The 14,983-nt window shown below is 69.1% G+C and carries 13 protein-coding genes; 7 read left to right on the top strand and 6 right to left on the bottom strand.

Annotated elements, in window-relative coordinates; genetic code table 11:
• Positions 1–36: 36 nt before the first annotated feature.
• Positions 37–1,134 carry an L-tyrosine/L-tryptophan isonitrile synthase family protein gene (locus tag SB754_RS10195; protein ID WP_410782211.1) on the top strand — a complete coding sequence of 366 codons (1,098 nt, stop codon included), beginning with the start codon at positions 37–39 and terminating at the stop codon, positions 1,132–1,134.
• Positions 1,131–2,336, top strand: coding sequence for an MFS transporter (locus SB754_RS10190; protein ID WP_410782210.1), 1,206 nt, complete (start codon positions 1,131–1,133; stop codon positions 2,334–2,336). The genes SB754_RS10195 and SB754_RS10190 overlap by 4 nt, the downstream gene beginning before the upstream one ends.
• 66 nt (positions 2,337–2,402) lie before the next feature.
• Here SB754_RS10190 and SB754_RS10185 read toward each other — a convergent pair whose 3' ends face one another.
• Both SB754_RS10185 and fbaA read right to left on the bottom strand, forming a co-directional pair.
• On the bottom strand, positions 2,403–3,047 hold the full coding sequence (locus SB754_RS10185; protein WP_410782209.1) for a DUF6264 family protein: 645 nt from the start codon (positions 3,045–3,047) through the stop codon (positions 2,403–2,405).
• Positions 3,048–3,115: 68 nt separating this feature from the next.
• Positions 3,116–4,144 carry a class II fructose-bisphosphate aldolase gene (gene fbaA, locus SB754_RS10180; protein ID WP_410782208.1) on the bottom strand — a complete coding sequence of 343 codons (1,029 nt, stop codon included), beginning with the start codon at positions 4,142–4,144 and terminating at the stop codon, positions 3,116–3,118.
• Between the two features lie 214 nt (positions 4,145–4,358).
• Between fbaA and glpX the strand changes: the two genes are divergently transcribed.
• Complete coding sequence (glpX, locus tag SB754_RS10175; RefSeq protein ID WP_410782207.1) at positions 4,359–5,360, top strand: class II fructose-bisphosphatase; 1,002 nt, start codon at positions 4,359–4,361, stop codon at positions 5,358–5,360.
• A 90-nt stretch (positions 5,361–5,450) separates the two neighbouring features.
• Here glpX and SB754_RS10170 read toward each other — a convergent pair whose 3' ends face one another.
• Together SB754_RS10170 and SB754_RS10165 are read right to left on the bottom strand one after the other, a co-directional pair.
• On the bottom strand, positions 5,451–6,851 hold the full coding sequence (locus tag SB754_RS10170) for a DNA recombination protein RmuC (protein WP_410782206.1): 1,401 nt from the start codon (positions 6,849–6,851) through the stop codon (positions 5,451–5,453).
• Between the two features lie 139 nt (positions 6,852–6,990).
• The gene (locus SB754_RS10165) at positions 6,991–7,572 is read right to left on the bottom strand and encodes an exonuclease domain-containing protein (RefSeq protein ID WP_410782205.1); all 582 of its coding nucleotides are present in this window, start codon (positions 7,570–7,572) and stop codon (positions 6,991–6,993) included.
• A 143-nt stretch (positions 7,573–7,715) separates the two neighbouring features.
• Between SB754_RS10165 and SB754_RS10160 the strand changes: the two genes are divergently transcribed.
• The 4 genes from SB754_RS10160 to SB754_RS10145 all read left to right on the top strand — a co-directional run bounded on the left by SB754_RS10160 (position 7,716) and on the right by SB754_RS10145 (position 11,701).
• The gene (locus SB754_RS10160) at positions 7,716–8,462 is read left to right on the top strand and encodes a class I SAM-dependent methyltransferase (protein WP_410782204.1); all 747 of its coding nucleotides are present in this window, start codon (positions 7,716–7,718) and stop codon (positions 8,460–8,462) included.
• A gap of 24 nt (positions 8,463–8,486) precedes the next feature.
• Positions 8,487–9,560: a redox-regulated ATPase YchF gene (gene ychF / locus SB754_RS10155; protein WP_410782203.1), complete on the top strand. Its 1,074-nt coding sequence runs from the start codon at positions 8,487–8,489 to the stop codon at positions 9,558–9,560.
• Between the two features lie 160 nt (positions 9,561–9,720).
• The gene (locus tag SB754_RS10150) at positions 9,721–10,365 is read left to right on the top strand and encodes a hypothetical protein (protein WP_410782202.1); all 645 of its coding nucleotides are present in this window, start codon (positions 9,721–9,723) and stop codon (positions 10,363–10,365) included.
• A 124-nt stretch (positions 10,366–10,489) separates the two neighbouring features.
• Positions 10,490–11,701, top strand: coding sequence for a toxic anion resistance protein (locus SB754_RS10145; protein ID WP_410782201.1), 1,212 nt, complete (start codon positions 10,490–10,492; stop codon positions 11,699–11,701).
• A gap of 13 nt (positions 11,702–11,714) precedes the next feature.
• Here the strand turns inward: SB754_RS10145 and SB754_RS10140 are convergent, their stop codons facing one another.
• Together SB754_RS10140 and SB754_RS10135 are read right to left on the bottom strand one after the other, a co-directional pair.
• The gene (locus SB754_RS10140; RefSeq protein WP_410782200.1) at positions 11,715–12,557 is read right to left on the bottom strand and encodes a hypothetical protein; all 843 of its coding nucleotides are present in this window, start codon (positions 12,555–12,557) and stop codon (positions 11,715–11,717) included.
• A 49-nt stretch (positions 12,558–12,606) separates the two neighbouring features.
• Positions 12,607–14,910, bottom strand: a complete 2,304-nt coding sequence (locus SB754_RS10135) for an arylsulfatase (protein WP_410782199.1) — start codon at positions 14,908–14,910, stop codon at positions 12,607–12,609.
• Positions 14,911–14,983 lie beyond the last annotated feature (73 nt).

The raw sequence follows: 14,983 nt of genomic DNA, 5'->3' as shown, positions 1-14,983 counted from the left end.
CGACACATTCGCTCACATCTCGTACACGCCAGCGGGTTGGAGAGAACAGACCCGTGGAAGCTCCTCGAGGCCGCACGACGATGGACGTCCATCCCTTCGCGGACGATCCCACGCTTCGATGTCGACGCGTTTCAGGCTCAGCACGGGCTGGCGGATTTCAGCGTCTCGGGGTCCGCGACAGCGAACGAGATCGTCGGTGTGCTCAACCATCCACGCTTCAGGAAAGGTAAGGAAGCGGATCTGCTCGATCCGGCGGGGGATGCCTTGCGCAAGCTCGATCGGGTCCTACGCGTTGGAGCACCCGTTGAGATCGTGCTGCCCTCGTTTGCGGGCCGTCCCCACAATCCTGCGGCTCATCGGCGCGTGAGCCCGGACTTGGGTGAGCTGTATGCGTTGCAGCTGCTGAAGAACATTTTAGACGCGGTTAAACATGTCTACCCTCCGGGGCTGCTGTTCACGCTGATCCTTGATGGTCGGGCCTATCGCCCGTTCTACGGATACAGCGACGACGAGGCCATGACGTATGGTGCGGACCTGGAGAAGCTGATCGGACTACTGGGCGCGCGCGGGCAAATCCGCACAGTCGACCTCCAAGACCTGATCGCTGCCCGATCGTCTGAGTTGGAGGCGATGGATACAGAAGCGCGGCACGCTGTCCGCACCCTCTGGGATTCGCCGTCTTTCGCCGCTCGTTCCGACCTTGTGCGAGCGTTGCGGCAGGGAACCAACACCGTCGCGATATCCTCGGCGCTCTCCGAACTGTACAAAAGTGGTCGGTGGTCCCACGTCGACCTGGCGGCGTTCTTCGCAGAAGCGGAGGACATAACCAGGGAGCGCGCCGAGCACACGGCTTTCGAGTACGCGGTGTTGATGACGAAGCTCAAAGCCGCAGATGTGATCGGCTCAGCGTTCTGGGGTGCGCTCCGTGGGACTGTGCACCCCAAGCCGTCGCAGTATTCTCCTCGGATCGCGGATCCTGCCACCACGATCTCTCCCTGGCATGGAGTCGGCATCGCGCGGCAGGATGGGCGGATCATCACCGAATATGAAGCCGTGGTCTATCAGGACTTCGAGAAGTATCGCGCCGTCTTCGTGGCGGGGGATGACGCGCCGTTCTACTACGAGGAGATGTGAGCGCATCCCGTCGGCTTCACGGTCTTGCCGGTCTTACCCTCGCCCAGGTGCTCGCTTCCGCCGCCGCGGGACTGATCCTCACGGTCAGCGGCCCCGCGGCGACGGTCATCGCCGGGTCGCAGTCGGTCGCTGGGTGGGGACAAACCAGCGCGATCATCGGCGCAGCGTCGTTGTCCGTACCCGTTGCTGGTCTCGCCTCCCGGCGGGGACGCCGAGCTTCACTGGTGACCGCATTCTTTTTTGCAGCGGTCGGAGCAGGCGTCGCGGCCGCGGGAGCGGCCACCCATGCGCTCGCCCTCTTCTTGTTCGGGCTGGCCGGCGTGGGAGCCGGGACGGTGGCGGCGCTTGCGCTCCGATATGCGGCGGCCGACATGGCCGAAACGTCAGCAGCGCGACCACGGAAGGTCGCCATCGTGCTGGCGAGCGCGACGCTCGGATCGCTGATCGGACCGAACCTGGTCGCTGTCGTCGGTGGACAGGACCGCCCCTCCATCCCCTTCGTCGTTGTTGCCGTGCTTTATGGATGCGCCGCCCTCGTCGCGGCTCAACTGCGGATGCCTCGAGTCGGCGAGGTCCTCGCCGAAGGGAGCGCTCAAACGCAGCCGACTCCGCGTGCAGCAGCCGCCGGACCTGCTGCCACCGTCATTCCCATCGCAGTCCTCGCCGCGGGTCACATGGCGATGATCGCGCTGATGGGCATGGCCCCCGTCCACCTCCAACACGTCGGTGTGGGGGGCGCCGGGGTCGGAGCGGTGATGAGCGCGCACCTTGTCGCCATGTACGCTGCGAGCCCGGTGTTCGGCGTCTTGGTACGCCGGGTCGGCAGCGGGGCGGCAGGCGTCGTGGGACTGGTCCTCGGTTCGATGGCCTGCGGGATACTCATCCTCGCCGGAGAGGATCTCGTCGGCTTCGGAGTCGGCCTAGCATGCCTGGGGCTCGCCTGGTCGATCGGTATGGTCTCGTCGTCGGTAGCCCTTTCGAACGTTGCGCGATCGAGCCGACTACGTGCCCAGGGCCGAGGCGACCTGGTGCTGAACGTGGGGGGAGGTCTGGCGAGCGCGGTCGCCGGCTTAACTGTGGCCGCGCTCGGGTACGAGAGGTTGGCGTTCGTGGCGGCTGCCGTGCTCGCTCTGGTCGCCGCGGGCGTCACAGTCGCTCTGATCGTGGTCCGGCGGTACGCTCCGTCCCGCACCATGGTCTGAGAGAGTCGGTCCGAGCCGCAGATCAGTGGGAGCTTACGGTTCCTGCGCCTGACCGCATCAGCGGTCCTACGGCGTCTGCGTCGGCGCCGTCGTGCCGCTGTAGAACCCGAGCAGTACAGGGTCGGTCGCGAGCACCGCTCCCGCGAAGATCAGCAGCACGACCATCGCGATGATGCCCGCGACGAGCGGCACCCAGAAGGCCAGGCGGCGCCGGACCAGCAGCAGTGCGGTGATGACCGCCGAGACGACCCAGATGACGGCCATCAGGATCGAGCCGACGAGGACGAGCGTGCCGACGACAGGGGCGGGTGTGTAATCGCCGAGGCCGTTGGTGCTGTGCAGCAGCTGCATGGATGCCGGGATGGCCTGCAACGTCGCGATCGAGTACGACATCCCGAAGAAGCCGAAGACGCCGAGCAGGATCGTCAGTGTCAGGTTCCAGGTGGGCGCCGGCTGGGCGGCGCCGGGCGGGACGTTCCCGTGCGCGGTCTGCTCCGGTGCTCCCACAGGGTGCGCTCCGGTCGGTGGGCGCAACCCTTGAACGGGAACCCCGGTGGGCGCCGCCTCGGAGAACTCGTCCTCCCGCTCCAGCGGCCGGGACGTGTCCAAGCGGTCGGCGTCCGCCGGCGGGTGCCACACCCAACCGGGCGGGGCCAGCTCCCCATACTGCGGCCGCGGCCGGTCGTCCGGCTGCGGTTCCTGCTCGGCCATCCCGGGCGGCCTCCTCATCGGTGGTGGAGCGGGCGGCGGGCGTCGTTGACGACCGCCGCCCGGTGCGGCTATTTGCCGGAGTGTCCGGCCGAGCCGAGCTGCTGGGTCGCCTCGACGACCCGGGCGGCCATGCCCGTCTCGGCGACCTTGCCCCAGGCGCGCGGGTCGTATGCCTTCTTGTTGCCCACCTCGCCGTCGATCTTGAGCACGCCGTCGTAGTTGGCGAACATGTAGCCGGCGACGGAGCGGGTGAACGCGTACTGCGTGTCGGTGTCGATGTTCATCTTCACGACGCCGTTGCGGACAGCCTCGGCGATCTCCTCGTCGGTCGAGCCGGAGCCGCCGTGGAAGACGAGGTCGAGCGGCTTCGGGCCGTGACCGTACTTCTCGGTCAGGCCGTCCTGGATCTCCTTGAGGAGCTCCGGGCGCAGCTTCACGTTGCCCGGCTTGTAGACGCCGTGGACGTTGCCGAAGGTGAGTGCGGCCATGTAGCGGCCGTTCTCGCCGAGACCCAGCGCGTCGACGGCCTTCTCGGCGTCGGCTAGGGTCGTGTAGAGCGCCTCGTTCGATCCCTCGTGGCGGACGCCGTCCTCCTCGCCGCCGACGACGCCGATCTCGACCTCGAGGATGGCATTGATGGCCTTGGTGCGCTTCAGCATCTCCTGCGCGATCTGGAGGTTCTCGTCCAGCGGCACGGCCGAGCCGTCCCACATGTGCGACTGGAAGATCGGGTTGCGGCCGGCGCGCACCTCCTCCTCGGAGGCGGCGATGAGCGGTAGGACGAAGTCGTCGAGCGCGTTCTTCGGGCAGTGGTCGGTGTGCAGCGCAACGGTGACGGGATAGTTCTTGGCCACCTCGGTGGCGAACTTCGCGAAGGCGAGCGCGCCGGTCGCGCGTGCCTTGACGGTCTGGCCGGCGAAGTAGTCCGCGCCGCCGGTGGTCACCTGGATGATCCCGTCGCTGCCCGCTTCGGTCAGGCCCTGCAGCACCGCGTTGATCGTCTGCGACGATGACACGTTGAACGCCGGGTAGGCGAAGCCGCCGGCCTTCGCTTTGTCGAGCATCTCTGCGTACTGGTCCGGCGTGGCGATGGGCATTACAGCTCCTTGTGATTCGGGGTGTCGAACGCCCTCATCATACCGAGGCGCCCGGAGCCCGGACGCGGCGGTGTCGGTGTGCGCGCAGCGGCCGTGGACATCCGTGCACATCCGCTGACGGGGCGAGGGGCGGCGGATACACTGGCACCGTCCGGACGGACCGACCGCGCCGGCATCGACGACGACGTTCCGAATCCGTCCGGGAGGACCCATCATGACCAGCACCGACAGCGCACCCCACTTCACGCACCCGGACCGGAACCTGGCCATGGAGCTGGTGCGCGCGACAGAAGCGGCGGCCATCCGGGCCACCCCGTGGATCGGGCGCGGCGACAAGAACGCGGCCGATGGCGCTGCGGTGGATGCGATGCGCAAGTTCCTCGGGACGGTCAACTTCGACGGCGTGATCGTGATCGGCGAGGGCGAGAAGGACAACGCGCCCATGCTGTTCAACGGCGAGCACGTCGGCAACGGCCGCGGACCTGCCGTGGACATCGCGGTCGACCCGATCGATGGGACGTCGCTCACCGCGGCCGGCCGGCAGAACGCGCTCTCGGTGATCGCCGTGTCCGACCGCGGCACCATGCTCGACGCGTCGTCCGTGTTCTACATGTCGAAGATCGTCACCGGCGCGGAGGGGCGCGGAGTCGTGGACCTGTCGCAGTCGATCGGCGACAACATCCGCGAGCTGGCGAAGGCGAAGGGCAAGCCGGTGGGGGAGATCCGGGTCGCCGTGCTGGATCGGCCGCGCCACGAAGGGCTGATCGAGGAGATCCGCGCGGCCGGCGCCGGGACGCGGCTGCTGCTCGACGGGGATGTCGCGGGCGGGATCAATGCTGCACGCTACGAGTCGCGCATCGACATGTGCGTGGGGATCGGTGGGAGCCCGGAGGGCATCACCACGGCGTGTGCGATCAAGGCGCTGGGCGGATTCATGCAGGGGCGGCTCGCCCCGAAGGATGCGGCGGAGCGCGCTGCCGGGGAGGCCGCCGGTCTCGACATGGACAAGGTGTACGGCGCGGACGACCTGGTGAAGGGCGACAACACGTTCTTCGTCGCGACCGGCGTGACCGACGGCGGGCTGGTCGAGGGTGTGCGCCGCAAGGGGCCGATCATCCGCACCGAGTCGATCGTGCTGCGCTCGAAGTCGGGCACCGCTCGCCGCGTGATCGCCGACCACCTGGCGGAGAAGTGGCTGGAGCCGCACCAGCTCTGACGGTCTCCGCGTCAAGAGCCTCCCGATTCGTGACGAATGCGGCCTTTCGGCGCGGCATTCGCAGGATTCGTGACGAATCGGGAGCAGGGGTTACGCCGCGCCGGAGTTCTGCTCGGCCTCCAGCGCGTGGGCGCGCTCCTGCTCCTCGATCGCCAGCTTGTCGATGCCGTGCATGTCGCGCGGTTCGAGTTCGCTGACCAGCTCGAAGGCGGTCAGCTCGCGCGGCGCCTCCTCGATGCCGTCGAGGACGCCGATCACCTTCGTCTCGTCGAGCGCATTGAGCTTGCGGGCAGCGGGGAAGACCTGCCGCTCGAACGAGCCGACGAAGCCGTTGTAGTCCTTGACCGTCCGCTCCAGCGACCGGCCCAGCTTCTCGATGTGGCCGGCCGTCGTGGCCAGGCGGCTGTACAGCGTGCGGCTCAGGTCGAACAGCTGCTTGGCCTCCTGCGTGAGCACATCCTGCTGCCAGCTGAACGCCACCGTCTTGAGGACCGACCACAGGGTCACCGGCGACGCGAGCGCCACCCGCTTGCCGAACGCGAACTCCATGATGGACGGGTCCGCCTCCAGCGCCGACGACACCAGCGACTCGCTCGGGATGAAGGCGATCACGAGCTCCGGCGACGACTCGAGGCCGGTCCAGTAGGCCTTGTTGCCGAGGGCCGTGATGTGGTCGCGCACCGCCTTCACGTGCTGCTTGAGCAGCGCCTCCCGCTGTGCCCCCTCGGATCCGGTCGCGGTCGCCGGGATCTGGCTGGCCTCCAGGTAGGCGTTGAACGGGACCTTTGCGTCGAGCGCGATGCTCTTGCCGCCCGGCAGCCGCACGATCATGTCGGGACGCCCTGCGCCCGACTCGGAGTGGATGCTCGACTGCACGTCGAAGTCGACCCGCTCGAGGAGGCCGGCGGCCTCCACCACGCTGCGCAGCTGCGTCTCGCCCCAGACACCACGGGTGCTGTTGGAGCGGAGCGCTGAGGCCAGCGCCTCGGCCGTGCTCCGCAGCCGCTCCTCCGACTCGGCCGCCGACCGTAGCTGCTGTGCGAGCTGGCCGTGCTGCTGGTTGCGCTGCGTCTCCAGCTCGACCACCTTGCGCTGCATGTCGCTGAGGCTCTCGCGGACAGGAGCGAGCGCCTGCAGCACCTTGCTCTCCGCGCGCTCCTGCGCGGCGCGCGCTTCGGCCTCCGCCCGGTGCCGCTCGACCGCCTCGCGGTACTGCAGCTGGGCGGTGAGCAGCTGCTCCTGCAGTGCATCGACGCGCCCGTGCGCCGCGGCCAGGTCGGCGCGGATCTCGGACTGCACCGCGGCCTCCGCCGCCCGCAGCTCCGCCAGCTCGGCCTGGTGCTGAGCGGCCAGCACGGCCGGGTCGATCACCGGGGTCGCCGGCTCGGCCGCAGCACGGGTGCGGATCAGCCGCATGACGGCGATGCCCGCGCCGACGGCGCCGGCGACGAGCCCGATCAGGAGGCCGAGGAGGAGGGCGAGGATGTCCATGTCCTCAGTGTGTCAGCGCCCTCCGACACTGGACTCCGCCAGGGCCGCGAGTCGTGAGTGGATGCTCGAATCCGGCGCGAATGGCGACATCATGTCACCACTCGGCGGCCAACCGGAGGCGGAGCTGGTGCCGGACCGCTCAGGCGGCGACGGGGACGCCGATGCGCCCGAGCCGCGCCCCGGTCAGCGCGGACAGGTCGGCGATCGTCGCGGCCTCGTGCCGGCGGGCGGCGTGGATGACGATGGCCGCGCAGGCTTCCGCATCCGCGAGCGCGTCGTGGTGGTGGAACCCTTCGAAGCCCGCCGCCATCGCCGCGACCGGGAGGCGGTACGACTCCAGCGAGTAGGTCCGCCGTGCGACCTGGAGGCTGCAGAGGTAGCTGTATTCGGGGCAGGCGACCAGTGTGGCGGCACAGGCTGCACGGATCACGCCCATGTCGAACCCGGCGTTGTGCGCGACCAGGTGGTCGTCTTCCGCGAACTCGACGAGGTCGGCCAGCTGGTCCACCCAGCCGGCCGCGTCGGCCACTTCGTGGGCCTGGATGCCGTGGATGCGGACGTTCCACTCCTGGAAGTGGTCGTGCCCCAGCGGCGGCCGGATCAGCCACCCCGCTCGGTCGACCACCTTGCCGTCCCGCACTTTCACCAGCCCGACCGAGCAGGCCGATGCGGGGGAGGAGTTGGCGGTCTCGAAGTCGATGGCGGTGAAATCCAGGGTCACGTCGTCATGCTGACACGGCCCACCGACGCCGCCCCGCATCCCGCCCGCGCGCCGCCCCATCCGCCCCCTCCGACCCCTCCCTCGTCCCCGCCTTCGGCGAGAAGGACGGGCGGCGGCGACCCGGCCCGCGTACCATCGGCGGCATGCGCTCCCGTCGACAGCTCGACCTCCACGCGGCCTCCTTCGACCGGGCCGCCGACGTGTACGACGCCGCCCGGCCGTCCTACCCGGCCGACGCAGTGAGCTGGCTCACGGACGGCGTCGAGGGTCCTGTTCTCGACCTCGGTGCGGGCACCGGCAAGCTCACAGCCGACCTCACGGAACGCGGGCTTGACGTCGCTGCCGTCGACCCGTCGCCCGAAATGCTGCGCGTGCTCCGCCAGCGTCTGCCCGAGGTGGACGCGCACGAGGGTACCGCCGAGCGCATCCCGTTCGCGGACGCCGCCTTCGGCCTGGTCCTCGTCGCTCAGGCGTGGCACTGGGTGGATGCCGACCGCGCCATCCCGGAGGTGGCCCGCGTCCTCCGGCCCGGCGGCCGGCTCGGCCTCAGCTGGAACGAACGCGACGAGAGCGTCGGCTGGGTGCGCGAGCTGGGCGAGCTGATGGACGCAGGATCGGCGGCATTCGACGACGAGGGCGACCCCGTCCTGGCGCCGCCGTTCGGCCCGCTGGAGAAGCACGAGACCCACTGGGTGCAGGCGCTCAGCCATGACGGCCTGCTCGATCTGGCCCGGTCCCGCAGCTATTTCATCACGAAGGATGCGGACGGTCAGGCCGCGGTGATCCAGTCCCTGCGGCGTCTGATGCGCGAGCATCCGGATCTGGCCGGTCGCGAGACGTTCGAGCTGCCGTATGTCACCCGCTCCTACCGCGCCACCCGGGAGGGCTGAGCCCGGCCCGTAGAATGGACGACCGTGGCTCTCACTATCGGAATCGTCGGACTGCCCAACGTGGGCAAGTCCACCCTGTTCAACGCGCTGACCAAGAACGACGCGCTCGCCGCGAACTATCCGTTCGCGACCATCGAGCCGAACGTCGGCGTGGTGAACCTGCCCGACCCGCGGCTGGATCAGCTCGCCGAGCTGTTCCACAGCGAGCGGATCGTCCCCGCGCCGGTGTCGTTCGTCGACATCGCGGGCATCGTGAAGGGCGCGAGCGAGGGTGAGGGCCTGGGCAACAAGTTCCTGGCGAACATCCGCGAGGCCGACGCGATCGCCCAGGTGGTGCGTGGTTTCAGCGACGCCGACGTCGTCCACGTCGCGGGCAAGACCGACCCGGCGGGCGACATGGAGACCATCAACACGGAGCTCATCCTCGCCGACCTGCAGACCCTCGAGAAGGCGGAGCAGCGCTACGAGAAGGAGGTCAAGGGCCGCAAGCTGGAGCCGATCGTGCTCGAGACCGCGCGCGAGGCGATCCAGTACCTCAACTCGGGCAAGCCGCTCTCCACGTCGTCGATCGACCTGGAGCCGGTCCGCGAGCTGGGCCTGCTCACCGCGAAGCCGTTCATCTACGTCTTCAACGTGGACGAGGACGTGCTCAACGACGAGTCCCGTCGCGCCGAGCTCGCCGCACTCGTCGCCCCCGCCCAGGCCGTCTTCCTGGACGCCAAGCTGGAGTCCGAGCTGATCGACCTGGAGGCCGCCGACGCCGCTGAGCTGCTCGCCTCGACGGGCCAGGAGGAGTCCGGCCTCGACCAGCTCGCCCGCATCGGCTTCGACACCCTCGGCCTGCAGACCTACCTCACCGCGGGCCCCAAGGAGTCGCGCGCCTGGACCATCCACAAGGGCTGGAAGGCCCCCCAGGCGGCCGGCGTCATCCACACCGACTTCGAGAAGGGCTTCATCAAGGCGGAGGTCATCTCCTTCCACGACCTGATGGAGGCCGGAAGCGTCGCAGAGGCACGCTCCCGCGGCAAGGCCCGCATGGAGGGCAAGGACTACGTCATGCAGGACGGCGACGTGGTCGAGTTCCGCTTCAACGTGTAGCTGATCTGGGGTTTCCTGCTACTCCTGAGCACAGGATGCAGGGGTCGTTCTGCGGCGAACGTGAAATGGAACCATGTCGACCCGACCGGACATCAGTAGGTAAACGCCTATCGGAGGAAACGTGAAGCCACGAACAGTTGCTGGAGCAGCATCGATCGCCATGGTCCTGCTTCTCGGCGGATGTGCGTCAGCGGCCCCGGCCGTGCTGGTGAGCCCCAGCGCGACGGTGACACAAGATCCCACCCCCACTGCCATCGAGTCCGCGACTCCGGCACCGACTCAGAATCCTGCCGACCCGAGCACCTGGATTCTGGGGTTCGACCGGGTCGCCGACGTCCGTGTCGGTCAGTCGCTGGCCGCCCTTGCGTCCGCGGCCGGCCTTGTGCCCGTGGAAGACACGGTCGACTGCCCGCCCGGGTATTGGACTGACCCGGAGGCGCCGCCCGCTGCGATCAACATCTCGGTGATGCAAGAGGATTCGCGGGGGACTGCGGTGCCGGACCCGACCTTCTCGTACGCGCAGTTCGCGGTGCGTGAACCGTCGGAAACGGTTGTCTCGTCGTCACCCTCCACCGACGCGGGGATCCGGATCGGGTCGACGGAGTCCGATCTCCTGGCTGCATACCCCAGCATTCAGAAGACCCACTCCAGGTACGACGACTCGATGGGTTACACCACGTATGCGGACGGACCGTCCGGTGGACGCTACCTCGTGTTCCAGGTCGCCGCGGCACCGTCTGGCGCGCGAACCGTCATCAGCATGCTCTCGACGAGCAGGAACGACGTCATCGACGTCTGCGACTGACCGGGAGGGTGGCGCACCCGTCGGTGCCGATGCCCAAGTAGCCGAGACAATTCCCCCACGGCCGGCACGCCTTCCCGTTCTACTCTTGACCAGGGGGCGCTGCCGCTCCCGGGAGGAGGCGCGCATGTCCGAACTCGAGGAGAACCAGCCGTCCACGCCGCTGGAGGCGCCGGACGGCACCGACATCGTGCTCACTCCGCCCGCTGCCGTCCCGGAGATCCAGGAGGAGCAGGCGATCGGCATGGTCGCGGTCCCACCGGGGAAGCGCGCCGAACTGCAGGACAAAGCGCAGTCTTTCGTGGATGAGCTGGCTGAGCTGCAGCCCGGCAGCCCGGAGTTCACCCGCAAGGTCGTCGACATCACGCGTCTGGGGGACCGGGAGATCCGCTCGTCGGCGGAGATGGCGAACCGGATGCTGGAGCGGCCGGCGTCCTCGCTCGCCGCCGCCCGCGGTCGTGGCGCAGCGGCGGATCCGCAGGCGCAGGTGGCACGCGCGCTTCAGGACCTCAGGACGACCGTCACCGACCTCGACCCGGGCCGGGCCGACCTGAGCGCGCCCAAGCGTGCGCTGATCCGCATCCCGGGAGGGCGCAAGCTGACGCGCTACTTCGAGCGGTACCAGTCGGCGCAGAAGCAGCTGGACGCCATCATCCGGGCCCTGATCTCCAGCCAGGACGAGCTTCTGAAGGACAACGCCGCGATCGAGCACGAGCGCGAATCGCTCTGGACGACGATGGGTGCGCTCGCCGAGTACAACGCCCTCACCGCGGCGCTCGACGTCGCCACCGCCGCCCGCATCGCGGAGCTGAGAGCGTCCGACCCCGGGCGGGCCGACGCGATGACCGCGGACGCCCTGTTCCCCATCCGTCAGCGCCGGGAGGACCTGACCAGGCAGATCGCCGTATCGGTGCAGGGCTACCTCGCGCTCGATGTGCTGCGCAAGAACAACGCGGAGCTCATCAAGGCTGTCGAGCGCGCGCGCACGACGACCGTCTCGGCTCTGCGGACCGCCGTCGTCGTCGCCGACGGCCTCGAGAACCAGCGGCTGGTGCTCGACCAGATCGCCGCCCTCAACGACACAACCGACTCGATGATCGAGAGCACGAGCGAGCTGCTGAAGCAGCAGACCGCGATGGTGCACGATCAGGCCTCGTCGTCGGGCGTGAGCGTCGCCACTCTGCAGCGCGCCTTCGACAACGTGTTCGCGACGATGGACGCCATCGACGGGTACCGCGCGAAGGCGGTGGAGGCGATGGCCGTCACCGTGGATGCGCTCGAGCAGCAGGTGGCCCGGTCGCAGAGCTACCTGGACCGGTCGCGCTCCGGCACGAGCTGACTGCCGGCGCCCGTCAGGGAAGGTCGAGCTTCAGTCTCGACCCGGCGAACCGGTCCGCCAGGAAGCGGCCGTTGATCAGCAGGGCCGACGCGTCCTGCTCGACCGCTGCGTCCCTCATCGTGCGAGCAGCGGATTCGAGCGCGTCGAGTTGGGCAATCAGCGCCTGAGCCGGGGTGAGTCCGCCGGCCAGCACATGCTCGGCAGCCCACTCGGCAGGCAGTGCCAGGTACGCCCGAAGCGTGTCGGGGAGGTAGACGGTCGCCGCCACCCGTACGATCACCTCCGGTTCGCCCGTCCCGGCCACCCGCGGAAGGGTCTCGGCGAGCAGTCCGCCGATGCGCCCGACGGCCGCCACGGCCTCGTCCGGCACGCGACGGCCGATACGGGCGGCGAGGGTCAGCAGGTCCTGTGCGAGGTTCGCGTCGTCGACGTGGATCTCGGAGCCGGGCGGCAGGATCCCCAGCGTCTGCAGCGCACGCGCCGAATCCGCTGACTCTTCCGCGGCGCGCACCGCCAGCCGGGCGACGAGCTGGGCGAACGCCGTCAGCCAGTGAGGGAGGGTGATCGTGCGGGTCGAGAGCGAAACGGTGCCGTAGTGCTGCTCGACCTCGGCCGTCCAGCGAGGTCCGGGCTCCCGCTTCAGGGACAGCGTCTCGGAGGGGCCGGACAGCCGTATCCGGGTGATGGCGCCGGGTCGGTGGGCCACCCGGTCGGAGAGCGAGCGGGTGCGTTCGACGACGAGCGCGCTCGCGGCGACGTCGGCCGGGAGCGAACGGGTGACGCTGTCGACGAGTTCGCGCAGGAGCGCCTCCGCATCGGAGTCCGTTCCCGCACTGCTCAGCCTGTCCAGCCCCACGCGCTCATCCAAACACTCGAACCTGGGGATGGGGAGCCCGTGACGAAGGTCACGACGTGTACCGGATTCCGACCCTCCCGATCCGCCCGGTGAACGGGAACGGCGCACGCTCGGCGTACGCGGTGGACACCGAGCCGCCGAGGGTGCGTCCGATGTCGAGGCAGTCGTTCGCCGTGAAGATCAGCGGCGCGCTCACCGGTACGACGCCGGACGCGAACTCCTCCCCGTCGAGGGTCACGGCGATCCCCAGCGGGCTGGCCGGCCGCGGCTCGACGACGGTCGTCTCGATCCGGATGCGGTGGGCGCCCGGCGAGATGCGGCCCCCCGACCGGATCCTGGTCCGCTGGATGAGGAAGAGGTTGTACTCGTAGACCAGGTGGCCGTCGTCGAGGTAGCAGGCGAGTCCGCCGCCCACGCCGCCGAGGGAGTAGAGCACCCCCTCGGCGGGGTCGCCGACCACGGCGTCGATGTCGACGGTGTTCGCCCGGTTGCCGAGCGCCGGTGCGATGAATTCGGGGACCCGCTCCACATCCCCGGTGAAGTTCCACTCCCGGTACGGCGTCGAGATCCGCAGCTCAGGATGGAAGATGGGGATCCAGAGGCCGCCGCCGATCGGGAAGACGCTGTTCCTGGCCGCCTCGGCCGCGAACAGTTCGCGCAGCTCCGCCAGCTTGTCGGGGTGCGATTCTGCGAGATCGTGCGCCTGACTCCAGTCGTGGTCGAGGTCGTAGAGCTCCCAGGTGTCGTGGTCGGGCGTCCACTCCCTGATGCCCTCCGGGAGGCCGGGCAGCCAGGGCACGCGCGGGCCGAATGCGGACGCCATCCACCCGTCGTGATAGATCGCTCGGCTGCCCATCACCTCGAAGTACTGGGTGCGGTGGCGGGTCGGGGCGTCGGCGTCGAAGAGCGCGTCGGCGAAGCTGGAGCCGTCGATGGGCAGCTGCGGGACGCCGCCGACCGTGCGGGGCGGGCGGATGCCGGCCAGCTCGTACACGGTGGGCACGATGTCGACGCAGTGGGTGAACTGTGTGTGTGCCGTGCGGTCCGGCGCGATCCGGGCCGGCCAGGACACGCACAGCGGGTTGCGGGTGCCGCCGAGGTGGGAGGCGAGCAGCTTCGTCCCCTTGTACGGGGTGCTCCCGGCCCAGCCCCACGCGGAGTGGTACTGATTCTCGACGCGCGGCGTGCCGAGGGCGCTCAGTCCGCCCAGTCCCTCCAGCGCCTGGATGTGCATCGGCACGCTGGTCGGGATGCCGTTCTGCGCCAGAAGCTCGCTGATGGTCCCGTTCTGCCCCTCGGCGGAGGACCCGTTGTCGCCCCAGATGTACATGACCACGGTGTTCTCGGCGTATCCGAGCTCGTCGAGCTCGTCGAGGAGGCGACCCACCTGCACGTCCGTGTACTCGGCGAAGCCGGCCGCGACCTCCATCAACCGGGACTGGAAGGGCCGCTCGTCGAGCGGAACGTCCTCCCACGCCTGCATCGTCTCGTGACGCGGTGTGAGCTCAGCATCCTCGGGGATCCAGCCGAGCTCCTTGGCCCGGGTGTAGACGCGCTCCCGGTAGGCGTCCCAGCCGTCGTCGAACTTCCCGGCGTACTTGTCGGCCCACTCCTGCATGACCTGGTGCGGGCCGTGCAGGCAGCCCGACGCCCAGTACATGAAGAACGGCTTGTCCGGTTGCAGCGCCTTCTGGTTGCGAAGCCAGTGGATGGCGTCGTCGGCGAGATCCTCACTGAGGTGGTAGCCCTCCTCGGCCGTCTTGGGCGGTGCGACGGAGGTCGTGTTGCGGACCAGATTCGGCTCGTACTGCGACGCCTCGCCCGCGAGGAAGCCGTAGAAGTACTCGAAGCCCCGCTCCGACGGCCAGTTGTGGAACGGCCCGGTGGCGCTGGTCTCCAGCGCGGGGGTGTTGTGCCACTTCCCGAAGGCCGACGTGGCGTACCCGTACTGGGTCAGCACCTCGGCGCAGAGCGCGCTGCTGGTCGGGATCTCGCCCGCGTACCCGTCCCAGTCGTTCGCGAGTTCGGCGATCTGGCCGTTGCCGATGCGGTGATGGTTCCGTCCGGTGAGCAGCGACGCCCGAGTGGGGGAGCACATGGCCGTGGTGTGGAAGCGGTTGAAGCCGACACCGGTCTCCAGGACCCGCGAAAGCGCGGGTGTGTGGACCTCGCCGCCGAACGTGTCGGGGAGGCCGGGTCCGGCGTCGTCGATCAGCACGATGAGGAAGTTGGGCGCATCCGCGGGCAGCCGGCGCGGGGTGGTCCGCCGTTGGTACGTCGATTCGGCCAGCGTCGGTCCGGCGACGCTGGCGGACGGCGTCGGCGGGAAGGGAAGTGCATCAGTGTCGCTCATCGAGGGCTCCTTGCCGTCGTCGGGGTGGAAGCAGCCACATGGTAGGGCGGGTACGTCCGGTGGCACCAGACAG

The sequence above is a fragment of the Leifsonia sp. SIMBA_070 genome (assembly GCF_046534635.1).
Taxonomy (GTDB): Bacteria; Actinomycetota; Actinomycetes; order Actinomycetales; family Microbacteriaceae; genus Leifsonia.
Note: the sequence above shows the minus strand (reverse complement) of the source record. Positions and strands in the feature narration are given on the sequence as shown.

Bases quoted from the DNA above. Each gene is read 5' to 3' on its own strand.
- SB754_RS10185 (WP_410782209.1), bottom strand. From the start codon at position 3,047: ATGGCCGAGCAGGAACCGCAGCCGGACGACCGGCCGCGGCCGCAGTAT.
- fbaA (WP_410782208.1), bottom strand. From the start codon at position 4,144: ATGCCCATCGCCACGCCGGACCAGTACGCAGAGATGCTCGACAAAGCG.
- glpX (WP_410782207.1), top strand. From the start codon at position 4,359: ATGACCAGCACCGACAGCGCACCCCACTTCACGCACCCGGACCGGAAC.
- SB754_RS10170 (WP_410782206.1), bottom strand. From the start codon at position 6,851: ATGGACATCCTCGCCCTCCTCCTCGGCCTCCTGATCGGGCTCGTCGCC.
- SB754_RS10160 (WP_410782204.1), top strand. From the start codon at position 7,716: ATGCGCTCCCGTCGACAGCTCGACCTCCACGCGGCCTCCTTCGACCGG.
- SB754_RS10150 (WP_410782202.1), top strand. From the start codon at position 9,721: ATGGTCCTGCTTCTCGGCGGATGTGCGTCAGCGGCCCCGGCCGTGCTG.
- SB754_RS10145 (WP_410782201.1), top strand. From the start codon at position 10,490: ATGTCCGAACTCGAGGAGAACCAGCCGTCCACGCCGCTGGAGGCGCCG.
- SB754_RS10135 (WP_410782199.1), bottom strand. From the start codon at position 14,910: ATGAGCGACACTGATGCACTTCCCTTCCCGCCGACGCCGTCCGCCAGC.